At 32.0% G+C, this 18,134-nt stretch carries 20 protein-coding genes and 1 other RNA gene; all 21 read right to left on the reverse strand.

Annotation, left to right across the window (positions count from 1 at the left end):
* Positions 1-25: 25 nt before the first annotated feature.
* The 21 genes from ACY3JO_RS07230 to ACY3JO_RS07330 all read right to left on the reverse strand — a co-directional run bounded on the left by ACY3JO_RS07230 (position 26) and on the right by ACY3JO_RS07330 (position 18,125).
* Positions 26-403, reverse strand: coding sequence for a RidA family protein (locus ACY3JO_RS07230; RefSeq protein ID WP_463084336.1), 378 nt, complete (start codon positions 401-403; stop codon positions 26-28).
* Between the two features lie 3 nt (positions 404-406).
* On the reverse strand, positions 407-1,009 hold the full coding sequence (rdgB, locus tag ACY3JO_RS07235; protein ID WP_463084337.1) for an RdgB/HAM1 family non-canonical purine NTP pyrophosphatase: 603 nt from the start codon (positions 1,007-1,009) through the stop codon (positions 407-409).
* Entirely contained in the window at positions 1,006-1,728 is a 723-nt protein-coding gene (rph, locus tag ACY3JO_RS07240; protein ID WP_463084338.1) for a ribonuclease PH, read from the reverse strand. The genes rdgB and rph overlap by 4 nt, the downstream gene beginning before the upstream one ends.
* Before the next feature lie 2 nt (positions 1,729-1,730).
* Positions 1,731-2,651, reverse strand: coding sequence for an alanine-tRNA synthetase second additional domain-containing protein (locus ACY3JO_RS07245; RefSeq protein WP_463084339.1), 921 nt, complete (start codon positions 2,649-2,651; stop codon positions 1,731-1,733).
* 6 nt (positions 2,652-2,657) lie between these two features.
* Positions 2,658-3,185: a FumA C-terminus/TtdB family hydratase beta subunit gene (locus ACY3JO_RS07250; protein ID WP_463084340.1), complete on the reverse strand. Its 528-nt coding sequence runs from the start codon at positions 3,183-3,185 to the stop codon at positions 2,658-2,660.
* The gene (locus tag ACY3JO_RS07255) at positions 3,182-4,024 is read right to left on the reverse strand and encodes a fumarate hydratase (RefSeq protein WP_463084341.1); all 843 of its coding nucleotides are present in this window, start codon (positions 4,022-4,024) and stop codon (positions 3,182-3,184) included. The genes ACY3JO_RS07250 and ACY3JO_RS07255 overlap by 4 nt, the downstream gene beginning before the upstream one ends.
* A complete protein-coding gene (locus tag ACY3JO_RS07260; RefSeq protein ID WP_463084342.1) occupies positions 4,017-4,322 on the reverse strand; it encodes a DUF4387 domain-containing protein in 306 nt (101 codons plus the stop codon). The genes ACY3JO_RS07255 and ACY3JO_RS07260 overlap by 8 nt, the downstream gene beginning before the upstream one ends.
* 14 nt (positions 4,323-4,336) lie before the next feature.
* Positions 4,337-5,677: an acyclic terpene utilization AtuA family protein gene (locus tag ACY3JO_RS07265; protein ID WP_463084343.1), complete on the reverse strand. Its 1,341-nt coding sequence runs from the start codon at positions 5,675-5,677 to the stop codon at positions 4,337-4,339.
* Positions 5,670-6,920: a methylaspartate ammonia-lyase gene (locus ACY3JO_RS07270; RefSeq protein WP_463084344.1), complete on the reverse strand. Its 1,251-nt coding sequence runs from the start codon at positions 6,918-6,920 to the stop codon at positions 5,670-5,672. Before ACY3JO_RS07270 ends, ACY3JO_RS07265 begins: the two co-directional genes overlap by 8 nt.
* Before the next feature lie 4 nt (positions 6,921-6,924).
* On the reverse strand, positions 6,925-8,376 hold the full coding sequence (locus ACY3JO_RS07275; protein ID WP_463084345.1) for a methylaspartate mutase subunit E: 1,452 nt from the start codon (positions 8,374-8,376) through the stop codon (positions 6,925-6,927).
* 12 nt (positions 8,377-8,388) lie between these two features.
* Positions 8,389-9,756 (reverse strand): methylaspartate mutase accessory protein GlmL, encoded by a 1,368-nt coding sequence (glmL, locus tag ACY3JO_RS07280; RefSeq protein ID WP_463084346.1) that lies wholly within the window; start codon positions 9,754-9,756, stop codon positions 8,389-8,391.
* Between the two features lie 2 nt (positions 9,757-9,758).
* Positions 9,759-10,175 carry a methylaspartate mutase subunit S gene (gene glmS / locus ACY3JO_RS07285; protein ID WP_463084347.1) on the reverse strand — a complete coding sequence of 139 codons (417 nt, stop codon included), beginning with the start codon at positions 10,173-10,175 and terminating at the stop codon, positions 9,759-9,761.
* 5 nt (positions 10,176-10,180) lie between these two features.
* Positions 10,181-11,278 (reverse strand): M20/M25/M40 family metallo-hydrolase, encoded by a 1,098-nt coding sequence (locus tag ACY3JO_RS07290; RefSeq protein WP_463084348.1) that lies wholly within the window; start codon positions 11,276-11,278, stop codon positions 10,181-10,183.
* A complete protein-coding gene (murI, locus tag ACY3JO_RS07295) occupies positions 11,268-12,068 on the reverse strand; it encodes a glutamate racemase (RefSeq protein ID WP_463084349.1) in 801 nt (266 codons plus the stop codon). The genes ACY3JO_RS07290 and murI overlap by 11 nt, the downstream gene beginning before the upstream one ends.
* A complete protein-coding gene (locus ACY3JO_RS07300) occupies positions 12,061-13,398 on the reverse strand; it encodes an N-acetylmuramoyl-L-alanine amidase (protein ID WP_463084350.1) in 1,338 nt (445 codons plus the stop codon). Before ACY3JO_RS07300 ends, murI begins: the two co-directional genes overlap by 8 nt.
* A 73-nt stretch (positions 13,399-13,471) precedes the next feature.
* On the reverse strand, positions 13,472-13,744 hold the full coding sequence (locus tag ACY3JO_RS07305; RefSeq protein WP_463084351.1) for a hypothetical protein: 273 nt from the start codon (positions 13,742-13,744) through the stop codon (positions 13,472-13,474).
* Between the two features lie 42 nt (positions 13,745-13,786).
* Positions 13,787-14,138, reverse strand: a transfer-messenger RNA (tmRNA) gene (gene ssrA / locus ACY3JO_RS07310).
* A 1-nt stretch (position 14,139) separates the two neighbouring features.
* Complete coding sequence (smpB, locus tag ACY3JO_RS07315) at positions 14,140-14,601, reverse strand: SsrA-binding protein SmpB (RefSeq protein WP_463081884.1); 462 nt, start codon at positions 14,599-14,601, stop codon at positions 14,140-14,142.
* 24 nt (positions 14,602-14,625) lie between these two features.
* On the reverse strand, positions 14,626-15,615 hold the full coding sequence (galE, locus tag ACY3JO_RS07320; RefSeq protein ID WP_463084352.1) for a UDP-glucose 4-epimerase GalE: 990 nt from the start codon (positions 15,613-15,615) through the stop codon (positions 14,626-14,628).
* A 15-nt stretch (positions 15,616-15,630) separates the two neighbouring features.
* Positions 15,631-16,734 carry a DegT/DnrJ/EryC1/StrS family aminotransferase gene (locus ACY3JO_RS07325; protein WP_463084353.1) on the reverse strand — a complete coding sequence of 368 codons (1,104 nt, stop codon included), beginning with the start codon at positions 16,732-16,734 and terminating at the stop codon, positions 15,631-15,633.
* Complete coding sequence (locus ACY3JO_RS07330; RefSeq protein WP_463084354.1) at positions 16,734-18,125, reverse strand: GumC family protein; 1,392 nt, start codon at positions 18,123-18,125, stop codon at positions 16,734-16,736. The genes ACY3JO_RS07325 and ACY3JO_RS07330 overlap by 1 nt, the downstream gene beginning before the upstream one ends.
* Positions 18,126-18,134: the final 9 nt, after the last annotated feature.

Raw genomic sequence — 18,134 nt, forward strand, 5'->3', positions numbered from 1 at the left:
TATTAACTTTCTTAAATAATATATTTTATAGTATGGCTATTGCTTCTATCTCAATTTTTGCACCACGAGGTAATGCTGATACTTGTATAGTAGATCTTGCTGGAGGTTTTTCTGGAAAATAGTCTTTATAAACTTCATTCATTAGAGAAAACTCAGATAAGTCTATCATAAATACTGTAATTTTTACCACATTTGCTAAACTTGCCCCTACAGCCTCTAAAATGCCTTTTATATTCTCCAATACCCTTTTAGTTTGCTCCTTTATATCTCCATCCACCATATTTCCAGAAGAAGGATCAATAGGAATTTGTCCTGATATAAAGATTAAGTTTCCTACCTTTACAGCTTGAGAGTAGGGACCAATAGCAGAAGGAGCCTTTGAGGTTGATATAATCTCCTTCATAAATTAACCTCCTTTAATTAAAATTGGAAAAAACTCTTTTAACTTTTTAAATGCTATAGTTCTATGACTTATCTCATTCTTTTCCTGCTCTTTCAATTCTCCAAAAGTTTTTCCGAGGGGAGGATAATAAAAAATTGGATCATAACCAAATCCAGAATCTCCCCTTATTTCATAAGCTATATAACCTTCCACAACTCCTCCTGTCACTATTTTTATATCATTTTTATGATCATAGTATACTACTTTACAAATAAACCTTGCAATTCTTTTTTCCCAAGGTACATCTTTTAATTTTTCAAGTATAATATTCATCCTTTCCTTATAACTTAATTCCTCCTCAAACCTTGAGGAATAAACTCCCAATATATCCTTTAACATATTTACCTCTAATCCAGAATCTTCACCTATAGCTGGCAGATTTAATTTTTCAGAAATAAATTTTGCCTTTAGAAAAGCATTTTCTTCGTAAGTTTTTCCTATTTCTTCGGGTAAAGATATCTCTATAAATTCATCCAAGGTTTTTAAATAATCTTTATATTCTTTTAAAATTTCATAAATTTCTTTTATTTTTCCTTTATTTTTTGTAGCTAATACTAAATACCTCATAATAAACCTAATGTCTTTTTTTGGATTTCTATTAGGTTTAGAATACCTTGTTTAGCCAAACTTAACATCTGTTCTAATCGTTCGTGAGTAAAAGGTACCTTTTCAGCAGTCCCCTGGATCTCAACAAATCTTCCACTCTCTGTCATTACAACATTGAGATCAACCTCTGCCCTCATATCCTCGTTTGCTGAAAGATCTAACAAAATCTCACCATCTACAATTCCAACACTTATAGCAGCAACAAACTCCTTTATGGGTATCTCCTTTATAAGTCCTTCTCTTCTTAATTTTTCTAATGCATCGTATAAAGCAACAAAAGCTCCAGTAATTGCAGCTGTCCTTGTTCCCCCATCAGCCTGAATAACATCAGCATCAATCCAGAGAGTCCTTTCACCTAACTTAGAAAAATCTATAACAGCTCTCAAAGAACGTCCTATCAGTCTTTGTATCTCTTGAGATCTTCCGTTTATTGTCCCTTTTACTATATCTCTTACTTTTCTCTCTGGTGTAGATCCAGGAAGCATTCCATATTCTGCAGTGAGCCACCCTTGGTTAGTTCCTTTCAAAAATGGTGGTACTTTATCCTCCATAGATACAGTACATATTACTTTAGTTTCGCCCATCTCAATAAGAACTGAACCAAGAGGATATTTTAAATATCTTCTTGTAATTTTAACTGGCCTAAGATCTGTGTTTGATCTTTTATCAATCCTGATCATTGTCACCTTCCTCTTTCTTTAAGTTTATTAACTATTTTATCATACTCATCTTTACTCACAAAACCTACAAGCAAGTATTCTTGTCCTTCTGAAAAAATAAGTTCTGGATATAAATAAAATTCCTTTATCTCTCTAGTGTTCTTAACATGAAGTCTTGGCCCTGCACAATGTATTACTTTGTCTCCTATTTTAATATGTTGTTTATCCCAATAAGAAACTTCTAAACTCATATCAATATATTCTCTAACTTTTTCTTCTATTTCTTTGGTATCTATATCAGGTTTTTCTTTTAACTTAATAACAAATCCATGTTTAATATCACTATGCCCTTCAATATATCTATATAACCCATATTCTTCTAATACTATACCTGTTAAGTCCTCAGCAGTATGAGCTCGTAATCTATATATCAAAGAAGGAAATACTATATTTACTATTTCTTGAGGTAAAGGACCAAACATATTAGGTCTCGTTACTATAACTTCCTCTCCAATCCCTATCAAAAGATCTGCGTTTCTTTTTAAATAAGGATAAATAAGTTCAAAATGCTCACAAACAACTTTTTTTTCATTTTCCAAGGCTTTTAGAATAGATTCTGCCAATATATATATAGGATAAAAAGCTAATTCAAACCTAACATCCACATGATAAATAAAATCATAAAAAATATTTCTTTGAAAATCTTCTATTATAGGCGCTGGACGTCGATATATACCTTCATCATCATTAGTTAAACTTAACCCTGGAAACAATCCTCTTATAAGCAAGGATTTCCCTGAACCAGAATCCCCAATTACTCCAATAAGTTTATCATCAGGAAGCAAAAAATTCTGAGAAATCACAGATCCAAGAAGCATAAGTCTTGCTTCTCCACGAGGGGCATAATAAATAGCTTCCTTTAGAAGTACTTTTGTATGAATCATTTTATATTATTTCCAAAAAGAATTACCTTCAGAATCTATGGCAACCATAGCAGGAAAATCTTCTATCTCAAGATAATAGATAGCTTCTGGTCCTAATTCAGGAAAAGCAAAAACTTCCATTTTCTTTATTTTATCTCCCAAATAGGCTCCAGCACCTCCTACTGTTACAAGATAAACTCCCTTATACTTTTTAAAATACATTTCAGTTTCTTTATTTCTTTTCCCTTTTCCTATAAAACCGACTATTCCTTGAGAAAGTAGCCATGGCACAAAAGGATCCATTCTTTTACTTGTTGTAGGACCAGCTGATCCTGAAGCTTTTCCTGGAGGTGCGGGTGATGGCCCCATATGATAAATAAGACTATTTTTGAGTTCTAAAGGTATATCTTTCCCTTCTTTTATTAGATCAACAAGAATTTTACATGCTTGGTCTCGAGCAGAATATATAGGACCATCTAATAATAGCCATTCACCTACTTTTAAAGATTTAAGTTCATTTATCTCATTTGGAATATGAATCTTATTAAACTTCATATTTCAAACCACCCATGTCTTATAGCAGAACATTGCATATTTATGGCCAAAGTAAAACCAGCAATGTGCACAGGAAATACCTCAATATGTACTCCTAATGCAGTAGTCTTACCCCCTAAACCTCCTGGACCTATATTTAACTCATTAATCTCATTTAACAATTTTTCCTCCATTTTGGCCCAATACGGATCATTATTCTTTTCTTTCAGGGGTCTTAAAGTAGCTTTTTTGGATAATAAAGCAGCCTTTTCTAAAGTTCCTCCTATACCTATTCCAACAAGTAAGGGAGGACATGCATTTGGACCATAGTTTTTTACATGATTGACTATCTCACTAATAAGTTCATCCTCATTTATTGTTGGTAGAAGGCTTTTAACAATGCTGGCATTTTCACTTCCAAAACCTTTTATCAATATATAAACCCTTAATTTATCCCCAGGTTTTATTTCGTAATGCACTATTGCAGGTGTATTATCTTGAGTATTTATCCTTTTAAGAGGGTCTTTAACTACAGAAGGCCTAAGATAATTTTTTTTATAAACCTCTGATACAGCCCTATTTATGAGATCATTAAGATTTCCTTTTATACATACATTATCTCCTATTTCTACAAAGACAATCACCATCCCACAATCCTGACATATAGGAATTCTCTTTTCTCTTGCTATCTTTGCATTCTTAATAAGTATATCAAGAACAATTCTTGCATTCTCATTATCTTCATTATTATATGCCTCTAAAAGTGCATCTTCCACATCCTTAGGTAATTCAAAGTTAGCTTTTGTTATAACATGGACTAATTCATTATAAATTATGTCCCCCTCTATAACTCTAAACATCTATTTTCACCTCAAGTAAAGGTGCATGTTGCTGAGCTCCATAAACATCTGAATCTCCGGGACTTCCTGATGGAACTTTTCTTTTAATGTTTGCTTTAACCGCATATACAGGATCAAAGTAAATAACCGAAATTACATCTGATCCTTTGATCCCATACAAGTTTGCCCAAAAATTTTTTGAAAAATAGTTCATATTTTTAAGTTTTTCATATACTTCCTTTTCCTTAAAGATTATGTCGATGGTTAAAATAAAAGGACCACTATTTTTTGTTCTTATAACTTTTGCTAATTCCACCATACTCCTCATAATAACTATACATCTACCACTTTAATAGGAAATTCATAGTCGTCAAGTTTTATAAGATGATATAATTTAAACTCAAAAACTTCCCCCCATATAACCTCCGAAGGAGAGAAAGGAAAAGCAAGATTACCTGCTGTTGCTATTCTTCCCTTATAACCATAATGAAGCAGCGTAGATCTTATATATCCTAATATCATCTTTGTTATATTAATATCCTTACTTATGACCTCTGTAACAAGACCTAATTCATGAGATACACCATTAAATCTTTCCCATTCACCCATTACTCCATTCTTTCCATATAAACGAAAATAAATTTGGTAATCATCCGTCATATCTCTAAAGTTTTCTCTTACTAATTCTCTATGAATTTCCAATATTTCATCTATTTGTGAAATCATGATAGGATCTCTAATACCTGCTATACATACACCTCTTATTCCAACAAACTTTGCTCCTTCTACTTTTAACCACTTTTCTTTTCCTTCTATAAATCTTGAACCCTTTACAACAACTGTTTTCTCATCCTTTTGAGTAAAAGTGGTAGTTGTCAAATCAATAATTCCATCTGGTCCATGTAAGAAATAAGGATCACTTTTTTCATATAATGTATGGGCAGCAACAGAGGTAACTGTACACTTTCTATTCTCATTTATGGGAAATACTTCAAAATGATCATCAAAGAGAACACCTATAAGTCCATCTCTTCCACTTCCTGGTTCTGCTGCAATAGCCCCACATTCTAATATTTTACCTAAATGAAGAGATAATCCCTTAGAATAACCATAATGTATAGGTAAAGCAGAAAAAGGTGCAGGGTCATAACTTCGTCCACAAATTATTATATTCACACTTTTTTTATAACCTTCTATAAAAGGATCAATACCAACCTGTGCTACAATATTTGTAATACTTTCTAAATCCTCTACTCCAACTTCTGAGGAACCATCCAAGGTTTTAATATTTCCGTTAGTTATGGATTCCTTTATTTTATCTTTAGGAATATCCGTATATATTATAGCTATTTTCATGTGCCAGTTATTTTCTTCTAGTATCTCCTTTACTATTTCAAAGGTCCAATCTACAGATGATTTACTGCCACATCCTCCAGCACTTCCTATAAATAATGGAATATCCAATTTATGAACCATATTAATTAGGTATTTTAAATCTCTTTTTGTAGCACCACGATCTACGAATGAGATACCCCTTCCAAGATAATATGGGCCAGGATCAGTAGACCCAGCATCAACAGCAACTAAATCCGGCTTTATTTCTAAAGCATTATAAAAACTTTGTTCTGGAAAACCATATCCAAGAATTGCTGTGGGAGCATAGATTTTAAACACTTTTTACTAAGCCCTTCCTTCTTAGAATTTGAAGTGTTCTATTCATTTCATTATTTACTATCATTAAACCTTCATCTACCCCCATTCCAGGTTTTGCTAATATCTGATCTGCTTGAACTGCAAGACTTATATGCACAGAAACTTGAGCAGACCTATCTGTCTCATTACAACTTCCTCCTATATAAGTACCAATGTTATGTTCTTTACAATATAAAGCTGCTTCAATAGAATTATGAATACCACCTAAAACAGGAGTTTTTATTTGTATCATATCAACCGCCTCTGCTTTTATGAAATCTCTAATATCTTCAAGACTATTACACCATTCATCAGCAACTATTTCTACTCCCACACCTCTTCCTTTTAGCTCTTTTCTCAATTTGCTTAAAAACTCAATTTGTTTCTCCCTATTTTCTAAATCAACAGGACCTTCTATTCTGAGTTTATGTGGAAATGAAATTTTTTCAAGCCTCGCTAAATATTCCACTATTTCATCGATATTATAATTAAATGCTATACCTATAGTTCCATATACATCTATGTGAAAAATTGGTAAATATCCTTCCTCTCCTAATATTCTTATCCTTTCTTTGAGCCAGCCTAAATATTCTATTAATTTTTCTCCTCTCCACCCTAATTTTGTCTCTACATTATTTATTAAACCATGTGGAAGAACATCTACTCTCTTCAGTATCATTTTATCCACACTAATATAACGATCGTCTCCTGATTGAGCAAAAATCGGAATTCTCTTTATATCAAAATTTAAATTATACTCCTCTCTTATTATCTCAGTCATAGTCTTCCTATAATGTTTTGAAAACACATCAAGAATTGCTTGAGAAATTCCATACCTTACTGCAGTATGTAACTTATGATCATTTATTTTGAAATTATCAATCTTAAAACATAAATCCTTAAAACTTTTCCATTCATCCTTTAACAGAAATGGAAAAACATGTTGCTCCAAAATTTGTACCCATTCACTAGTTTTAAAGAGAGGATCTCTTCCTCCTGCACCAGAATATTGAATAGCAGTACAATCCCCATAAGCTATCTGATTATCCTCTAAAATGAATATAATAGATATACTTTCTCCTTTCTGTCTTATAGCCTCATAACCTTCAGTTAATGGTACTCCTCTATAGGCGAAACCATCTTCACGAGCCCCTGCTTTAATAGCTCTTTGGTCATCAAAATAGAAACCAGAAAGTCCTATCGAATACAGTACATCTTTAATCATTTATTTACCTCGGTCTTCCTATTAATCTTCCCTTACTAATTGAATAGATATCATCAAGTACCATTTGAAAACTTACATTCCTTTTCTCAAAACGAGCTCTCTCTTCCAATCTTTCCTTATGAAAAGTTTTTATCTCTTCATCAAAAGGTAGATTTCCAAAATCAAAAAATCTAACAGCACCCTCATTATCCCGTATTGGCATTACTCTTCCATAGGTATATTTACTTGGCGCAAAAGGTACATCCAAAATTCCTGATAAGAAAGCCTTAGCGGCTCCCACAGCTATATCCCCTTCCCCTATTTCATAAACCCTATTGAGGATAGATCTTACTTCTCTTTCAATAATATATTCCTCTTGGCTTAACTTCTCTTCATCTATAAAATTTTGGTTTTCTAACATATTTAAAACCTGACGAGTATTCTTAAGGGCTAAGGCATTTGCTTCTTTTGTGGGAATACCAATAGCTTCTTGGGTTGTTTTTACAATTATCTTTGTGACCTTCGATATAGCCCCAGCTATAGTCCCAAAACTTATAACTGCGTAAGCTTTAGCTTCATCTTCTGGAAAACCTCCCATCCAGTGATGGAGAACAGTAGTTATATGAACATCATAATAACCAAAACTCGCAAGATATTCTCTTGTTAGTTTCTCTAAAATTTTTATTGAAGCTACATCTTGAATAATATTACCACATTGTCCATATCCTACACTAAAACTTTTCACTCCTTGTTCTGCTGCAAGAATAGCTTCTATTATTCCAATACTTATTGAGATAGAAGGTGGAACTAAAGTACCAGTGAGAGGTCCAAAAGATTCTCTATTTATAAATATTCCTTCTTGTGCATAAATTCCTACTAGATAATCTACATATTGCCAATACAAAATTGAATTTTCCAATGGAACATCCTTAGCATAAGGAATATTATAAGTTATTCCTCCCCCTTCAAAAGATGTAAAACCTGCAGCCAAAGTAATCTCAGCAAGAAGTCTTGCATCTGGAGTACCATGTCTTATTTCAACAGGCACTTTTACACTTTCTATGATTTCTCTACAAGCTTTTACTCCATAATTAACAGCTGGAAAGCCATTAAGAAGATACCTTCCTTCTTTTAAACTTTCTTCTACTCCCAATTGTGCTTCTTTATATCTATTCTGCCGAGTATAACTATCAATAGTTGTAGGTAAGATATCTGCTCCTCCCTCATCTTGTAAATATTGAAGAAGAGCAATATGATCTTTTAAAATTGGAATACCTGCTCTTGGTTGTAATAAGGTTTTATTATTCTGAGATGCTTCTTTTAATACATAATCAGTCTGCTTTTCTTTAGGTAAAGATGTTAAATATAAAAAGGCTTCTTTTAAATTAACTTCTCTACCTGTAGGCCATGAATTCAAGACCTCTTCTCTCATATTAAGAAAATATTTATGATCCCATTTCTTATTTTTTATAAACATAATCTCATCCCTCTATACTTTGTTTATATATTTTTCTACAAGACTAATAGATTTATCCTTATAGATCTCCGAGATTACTCCTATAGCAAACATTATATATTCATTATCTACATAAAAGGTAGGATTTTTAGGCTTCAATATAAAAGGTTCATCGTTAGAATATATTACACCCTTTAAACTTTCCACTCTATAAGGATTATATATTAAAGGCCCACCTGTACATACCACTTTATCCAATTCCCTTAAATCTTTCCCATATTGGAAAAGCAAGGTTCCCATAGGGGTATACACCATTTCTATATGCCCTACATGTCTCTCTGTAGCAATCTTTACAGCAAAAAAAGCAAGAATAGCGTCTAGATGTAAATCTTCATCATTTTTGGGGATATAACTCGTATTAATGCTTAAAAATTTTACTTTTTCCTCTATAACTTTAACCTTATAATGTGAGAAACTTTTTATAATATCTTTTTTGGCAGACTCAAATAAAGATAGTGCAGATACTCTAACACCCAAATCTCCTTCCACAGATCTTTTTACATATGGCTCTTTTAATCCCTTTAAGATTACATTATTCTGGGTAGATTCTCCCTTTGCCACAGAACAAACATCAGTAGTTGCTCCTCCCACATCAATCAATAAACATTCACCATATATCTCTGAGAAACTTTCCAAACCTTTTAATACAGCAAGTGGTGTGGGCATTACTACACCGTCTATTAATTCTTGCACTTTATCTAATCCCTTTGCATGTATAATGTTTCTTAAAAAGACCTCTCTGATAATGTTTTGGATCTTTTCTATATTTATAACTCCATATTCAGGCATTACATTTTCTGTTATGTATATTTCCTTACCATTAGCTAAAAAAATATTTTTTATTTCATCTTGTAAATCTTTATTTCCAGCATAGATAAAAGGAATATTTAAGGGAAGCTTTGATAATTTTTTAGTATTTGTTATTGGATAGTATCTATTTCCCCCATCTGTTCCCCCAGCCAAAATTATAATATCTGGCTTTAAATAAAGAATCTCGTCCAAATCCGAATCTGTAAGTTCATAGGAATAAGTCTTAAGAACCTTTCCTCCTGCTCCTAAACTTGCTTTCTTAGCTGCCTCAGAGGTTAAATCTGGAACCAAACCTATAGCAATTGTTTTTAAACCACCAGCAGCACTGCTTGTAGCTTTTTTAATATTAAAATCCATTATATTTAGTCCAGTTTGTCTTTCTATTTCAGAAATTACATTTTGAAGACCTATCGTTACATCTTCATTTACAGTAGATGGATATTTTGCTTTTCCTATAATTTCACTTTTATCTAAATCAAAAGCTAAACCTTTGGTAAATGTACTTCCTATATCAAATATGATTGCCTTCATAATTATTTATCTAACCCTAAATCTTTTTTCAAATCTCTAATAACTTCATCTGGCATTGTTTTTGGTGGATAAACTCTATGAAATCCTAATTCCTTAAATTTCTTTTCCACTTCTTCCCAATTTTTTTGGCCTATTCCCAAATTTCCACCTATATACAACACTACATTATCAAGACCTGCCTCTTGCAGTTTTTCCTTAAATCCTCTACAATCAAGCTCAGCATGTCCATATAAAGATGAAACTAAAATAGCTCTTGCATCTGATTCAATCGCTGCTTTTATGAAATCTTCTTGAGAAGAAAGAACTCCAATATTAACCACATCAAAACCTGCAGATCTTAAAGCATAGTCCAAAATTCTTAAACCAACCGCATGTACATCAGCCCCTATTACTCCGAGAACCACTGTCCTCTCCCCCATTAAAATCACCCCTTAATAAGATTAAATATTAATAGAGATGTATTATAAAGATTATCTAATTTAATTTTCTCCTCCTTAGAATGAGCATTCTCCATACCTATCCCCACATTTATAGTCTTTATACCATAAGAATTTAGAATATTAGCATCACTTCCCCCCATAGTATAAGTAAATACTGGAGTCTTTCCCATTTTATTTAATATGCTTTCTATATACTTTACTAATGTTTCATTAGGATCGATAGAAAAACCTTTGTAAAGACTTTCTTTCTTTAAATCAAAACTTCCACCTCTATCCTTTAGTGCCAAAAGTTCTTTTTCCATATTTTGCCATTGCGTACTAAGTTTACTCTCATCTATACTTCTAAATTCACCCTCCAGATAAACTTCATCTGGAACTATATTTGTAGCTCTTCCACCTTTTATAATACCAATATTAGAGGTTACATCTTTTTCTATTCTTCCCCATTTAAGTTTCAATAAAAACTCAGAAGCAAGAAGAATAGCATTTATTCCTTTCTCAGGAGAGGTACCTGCATGGGAGGCTTTACCCAATATCTTTAAATAAAACCTATCATGATATGGAGCACTAAGTATTAACGTACCAACATCACCTTCTCCATCTAAGACATATCCCTCTCTTGCATGTAAAAGTGAAAGATCCACATTTTTAGCCCCTAAAAGTCCGATCTCTTCGCTAACAGTAAAAAGAAATTCTACTTTCCTATTTTTAATATTATTTTCTTTTATTGCAGTTACAGCCTCTATTATAGCTGCTATTGCAGCTTTATCATCAGCCCCTAAAATAGTATTTTTATCACTGACTATGTAATCACCTTCAATCTTTGGATTTATATTTTCACCAGGACTTACTGTATCCATATGAGCGGATATTAAAAAAGGTTCTCCTTCACCATCCATAATTGCTATTAAATTTCCTGAATTTCCCCCTATTTTTTCACCTGAAAAGTCTTCATAAACTTCCAAACCTAATGCTTTTAATCTGCTCTTTAAAAATTGAGAAAAATCTTTTTCCTTAAGGGAAGGGGAAGGTATTTTGACTATTTGAAAAAAAGTATTAATAAGTCTCTCTTTACTTAGCAATCATTTCACTCCTTTCAATTTCAACTTGCTCTACTTTCCATTCTACATTAAGCAATTTATTTAATATTCTTTCAAATCCCACAGAATCACCCGTGGTATATACTTTTACAATAGGATTGGATAAATCCTCTTTTGACAGAATTCTTAATATCTCTTGGGACGGATCTATAATTGGAATTTGGGAATATAGTCTTTCTATAACAGGTTTGATAAAAGGTAAATGAGTACATCCTAAAACTAATCCATCAATATCTTTATCAATTAAAGGATCTATACATTTTTTAAGCTCGTTTGTTACTATTTCACCATCTATTATCCCGTTTTCAATGGTTTCTAAAAGAGGGCCTTCACTACAAGATTTTACATATACTTCTATATCTTGGGATACAAATTTATTTATTAAAGTAGGATAAATTTTACTTTCTTTTGTTCTACGGGTTGCAAGAACCCCTATTCTTTTCCAACTTGTATTTTTTATTCCATCAATAGCACTTAATATAATACTATATATCTTTATATGATAATCTTTAAACCTATCAAGTAAATAATCATAGGCAACAGCTGATGCAGTATTACATGCAATTATAATTTCTCCAATATCCAATCTTGTAAAAAACTCTACAATTTCTGATACTCTTTCTTGAATAAATTCTACCTTCTTAATACCATAGGGGAAATATTTTGTATCTCCTAAAAAATAAACTTCATCGTAAATCTTTCTTTTAACAACTTCTTTAAGAACAGAGAGACCACCGACACCAGAATCTAAGATACCAATCTTCTTACTCATTTTTTACTTCTCCCTTTCTATATAATTCTATAGCTTCAATAATCTTTCCTATAAGTTTATCCTGATATTCATCTTTTAACAATAATTTTCTATCCTCCTCGTTGGTTAGAAAACCCATTTCTATAATTACAGATGGTATAGGAACTCTGGAAAGTACATAGAACCTACCTTTTATACTCCTTCTAACAAGAAATTCACTTTTGTTGAAAATATTGAAAAGCATATTAACTAATCTCTCCGATAAATCAGTAGCATAACAAATCTCAATACCTCTAATATCATTGGAAAAAGCTGCATTTGAATGAATACTAATAAATAAAGAAGATGTGATAAGATTATTATTCAAGTTTATAGAAGAATTAACAATTTTCACACGATCATCCAAGGAGATATTAGAATCATCACTACGTGTTAGAATAACATTATAACCTTTCTGCTTGAGGATTTCAGCAAGTTTAAGTGAGACTTTCAGATTAATATCTTTTTCTTTAATATCTCCATATATAGCACCAGGATCACTACCTCCATGTCCTGGATCAATAAAAATAGTAAAATTATTATTTTCTAATTTATTTTCCTCTGAACTTAGCACTTCCTTCTTAAAAGATATTTTTAGTGCATTTTCTCCTATTTCTTCTGCAGTTTGAATTGAATCTGTATATGTCTCAAAAACTAATCTCATAATCCTTTTACCTTCATTTCTTAAACCAATTCTTAAAATCTTAACGGGATATACATTTATGGTTAACTCTTGAGAAGTCAAAGAAAAAGTTGAATCTATGAAATCATAGTAAACTCTTGGAGGATCATATAAAATCTTTTTTTCCTGAAAGTTATAATTTCCAAGAAAAGTAAGAAAAAAATCTACACTATCCTTTTCCTCTTTCCATTTTAAATCTGTTAATACAGATTGAATATTAGTATTTTGTTTTTGGCTTTTCTCTTCTGTTATATCATTTCCCGAAAATCTGACATAAATATTACCATCATTTAGTTTAATATCATAATTAGGGATTTTATCTTTAAATTCTACCACAACTCTAACAATATAAGGTGCTACATTAAATTGGGAAAAACGAATATTTTTAATATTAGCATCTTTAGGTATAATTTCTCCTTTGTTGTTTATATAAACTGTATTTAAAAGGTCAATCACAAGGCGAGAAGGATTTTGCAATACTAAAGTTTTTACTTCAACAGGGGATTCTGCTTTGAAAACTATAGATAGTAAATTTTTAGAATATTTTATTTCTAAAACTTCATGAACAATAAAAATAGTATTCTCTTTTAGATAGACTCTATACCCCAATAATCTAAAAAAAGAGGACAAAGGAAAATATATAACATCTTCTCTTATAATAGGATATAAAAGGGTAGTTTCTTTCTTATTTATTATGCATTTTTTATCTCCAATGTTTACAGAAAAAACCTCTTTTTTTTTCTCGATAAAGAATTACCTTATTATTTTCTTGGGAAAAATCATATTTAAAGGTTGATGCAAACAAGGGTAAAGGCATATATATTTCTGAATCTTTTATTTTCAAAACAGTAAGAATTTTAGTTTTCTCGCCTAAAAAATTTATTTCAAGAGAAGAGAGTTCTTCTCCTAAAATTATTACTGAAAGATGAATACTAAAAAACAAAAAAAATAAAACATATATGCTTACTTTCTTCAACTTTGTTAACTCCTCAATTCATTATGGTTACTTTAATAATTTTGGTGGAGGCGGCGGGAGTCGAACCCGCGTCCAGAGAGCAAGAACCAAAAGCCTCTACAAGCTTAGCGGGAGTTTTAAGATATTCGGCCCTTACAGACTCCCTCCCACAGGATTCTGTAAGTGCCTATCCCCTCTTATCTTACCCTCCCTTAGGGGAATCAGGAGGGGCAGCTGGCTTACTATGACACTCTTCTAATCCTGCCAGCCCGGATTAGAAGAGCGTAGCTGCTAAATTAAGCAGCTAAGGCTAAATTTGTGTTGGCACTTCTTTTTCGCCGTTGTTTTACGAGGTAACGGCACCTCGGCTTGCAGCTTTTGATCCTTGTACTCCCTGTCGAAACCAATCGCCCCCACTAATACTTCATCTTATATAATCTTTCTAATTCTCTTCTTTCAGCTTTTTCTGCCAAATCTTTTCTTTTATCGTACAACTTTTTACCTTTTGCTAATCCTAACTCTACTTTTGCCCAACCACGTTCATTAAAGTATATAGATAAAGGAATTAATGTCAAGCCCTTTTCTTTAACTTTACCTACAAGATAAGCAATCTCATCCTTATTCAGTAATAACTTTCTTGGTCGCTTAGGATCATGATTATATATATTACCATGCTCATAAGGGCTTATGTGAAGATTATAAATCCAAACCTCACCGTTTTTAACATCAGCATAACTATCTTGCATACTTACTTTACCACTTCTTAGAGACTTTACTTCAGTACCTGTCAAGGAAATACCAGCCTCAAAAGTCTCTAAGATAAAGTAATCATGCTTTGCTTTTCTGTTTACTGCTACAATCTTTTTTTCCTTTGCCATTTTCTATGTAAATTATATCAAATTTTACTCTGAATATCCAAAGGGGTGATTTTTCATCCAATTCCATGCAGATAAAATCATGGTTTCTAAATCTGGAAAATCAGGTTGCCATTGCAATTCTTTTTTAACCTTATCAGAGCTTGCTACAAGCACTACCGGATCCCCAGGTCTTCTTGGTGCCTCTTTTATTGGAATTTTTTCACCAACAACCTTTTCAGCAGTCCTTATAACTTCTTTAACAGAATATCCTTTTGAATTACCAAGATTAAAAACCTCAGAATTCCTTCCATTTAATAAAGCTTCTAAAGCTAAAATGTGTGCCTTTGAAAGATCGGATACATGTATATAATCCCTAATGCATGTACCATCAGGAGTTGGATAATCTGTACCATATATTTCTACATATTCTCTTTGCTTTAAGGCTGTTTTTAAGACAATGGGTATTAAATGTGTTTCAGGTCTATGATCCTCTCCTAATTCTCCCTCTATATCTGCACCAGCAGCATTAAAATATCGAAGAGAAATATACTTAATTCCAAAAAGCTTATCATACCAATCTAACATTTCTTCAAACATCAATTTCGAAGATCCATAAACGTTAGTAGGATTTTTAGAGTGTTCCTCTGGAATTGGAATAATTTTAGGTTCACCGTATACAGCTGCAGTTGAAGAAAAAATAAAATATTTAACTCCAAAATCTTTCATAGATTCTAAAATGTTCAATCCACCTAATATATTATTTTCGTAATATTTACCAGGATTTTGCATAGACTCTCCTACAGTACTCAAAGCTGCAAAATGCATAACTGCATCAATCTTATATTTATTAAAAACCTCTTTTACTTTTTCTTTATTTTTTAAATCTATATTCTCAAAATATTTAGACAATATGGCTTTTTTATGCCCTTTCTCTAAATTATCCAAAACCACAACTTCATATCCCTTTTTAAGAAGATCTTTAACTACATGACTTCCTATATATCCTGCGCCACCAGTTACTAATATATATCCCATTACGATAGTCCCCCTTCAATTTATGAAAAATTCTCTGATTGATTCAATAATATACTCTACTTCTTCATTGGTAAGCTCTGGCCACATCGGTAATGCAATAACTTCTTTACTTGCTTTTTCAGCCTCAGGAAAATCTCCACTTCTATAACCTAAATCTTTATAACATTCTTGTAAATGAAGAGGTAAGGGATAATATATAGCAGTACCAATACCTTTATTAGCAAGATACTCCTGTAATTCATCTCTATTTTTAGTTCTTATCACGTATTGATGGAATACATGTTTCACATATGGCTTTACTTCAGGTACTATAATATCTAAATCTCTTAGACCCTCCGAATAGATCTTCGCAATTTCTATTCTTCTCTCAATCCAATGATCTAAATACTTCAATTTTATCCTAAGAATAGCAGCCTGTATCTCATCTAATCTACTATTATGACCTATTAATTCATGATAATATTTTTTCCTACTTCCATGTACTCTAAGTAGCTTTATCTTTTCATACAATTTTTCATCATTAGTTGTAATTAAACCACCATCACCATAAGCACCTAAATTTTTTGTAGGGAAAAAACTAAAACATCCAGTATTCCCAATATTTCCTGCTCGCTTACCTTTATACTCAGCTCCTATAGCTTGACAAGCATCCTCTATAACATAAAGATTATATTTCTCAGCAAGATATTCAATATCATCCATCTCTGCCATCTGTCCAAAAAGATGTACGGGAATAACAGCTTTTGTCTTTGGGGTTATTGCATCTTCTATCTTATTAGGATCTATATTAAAAGTTTTAGGATCTATATCTACAAAAACCGGTTTTGCTTTTAATAAAGAAATTATCTCTGAAGTAGCAAAAAAAGTAAAAGGGGTTGTTATAACTTCATCTCCTTCTCCGATACCCAAGGCTTCTAAAGACAATAAAAGGGCATCAGTACCTGAAGCAACTCCTACTGCGTATTTTGTACCACAATAATCTGCAAGTTCTTTCTCAAGAAGTTCCACATTCTCACCTAATATAAATTGCCCCCTTGCCATTACTTCTTCTAAAACAGGCAATAATTCAGAAGATATTTTTTTATATTGTCTCTTCAAATCAAAAACTGGAATATTCATTATTTACCTCCCAATTTACTCCATTCTCTTTTAAAACCTTCCCAAAAATTGAAGAAAAAGGCAAGAAAAATACCTAAAAACACACTACTTATTCCTGCTATAAGTACATTAAGAACGGTAGAAGGTTTTGATTTTTTTATGGGGGGCTTTGCAGGATCAAGAACTGATATATTAACCATCTCCTTAGTCTCGTCTATTTTTGCTTGCTCATATTGGGACAAAAGCATGGTATAAATGGTTTCTTGTACCTTTACATCCCTTAATAATTTCGTTAATCGCAAACCTAATTCTGGTAGATTAGAAAGTTTTCTTTGATATTCTTCTAAAATTCTACTCAGCGCCTTTTCTTTTGCTTCATTACTTAAAATATTAATCTGAAGGCTAAACAGATCATAAAGAGAAGTATTATTTATGGCTTTATATATTCTTTCTAGTTCATCTCTCAAAAGTTTCTTTGTTTGCTCTATTGCATATTTCATTGAAACTACCTTGGGGTGATTTTCCCCATAATCAATAGTAAGCATAGCTAGTTCTGATTCTTGAGAAATAAGTTTATTCCTTAGATCTGAAAGAATAGTTGATGTGGCTGTAAGAGAAGTAATAGCAAGTAAATCTTTTTTCTGAAATTTTTGCTGTTTTATAAGCTCATTTTTAAGATTTTCAAGACTTTCCTTTGCTACATTTAAAGATACCAAAGTTATCTGTCTTTCACCTTCCAGTTTTGCCAAATTGTCAATAACAGTTTTTGCTTCTTCATTCACATCAAAAATAAGATTTTTTTCTTGAAACTCTCTTAAGCGATTTTCAGCCATCTCAAGCTCCCTTTTAACCCTCTCTATCTGCTTCTCTAAAAATTCTCTTGTTCTCTTTGCTGAATATATATTAAGGGATGCATTTATTTTCTCTAAGGCTTCTACATAAGTATTTGCTATGTCCGATGCAAGCTTTGGATCCTTGGCTTCTGCAGTTATGGTTATAGTATTTTCTTTATCATTAATTGTGATTTTAATACTTTTCATCAATTTTTCTAAAGCATCTTCTTTAGTTTTCTCTTTAAAATAATTTTCTAAGTTTAATTTATCAAAAACATATTCTGCGGCTGTTCTACTTTTTAAAATAGCCACCATATTAGCTGAAGGTGTTGTAGGAAAACCTACACCAAGAGAAAATGGAAGACTTTGAGCTAAAGCTGCTAAAGAAGAGCTACTAGTACTTTGGCTTGGAAGAAGTATAACAGTTTTAGATTCATATATCTTAGGAGAAAGTAAACTATAAAGAAGGGCTACAATAGTTGATATTAAAAATAAAGATATTATGAGTTTTTTTCTTTGCCAAATAACAAAAAAAAGCTCTACTAAGCTTATTTCTTCATCATATCTTGTTTCATTCATTACCCTTCC

This window comes from Dictyoglomus sp. LHC4 (assembly GCF_055181355.1).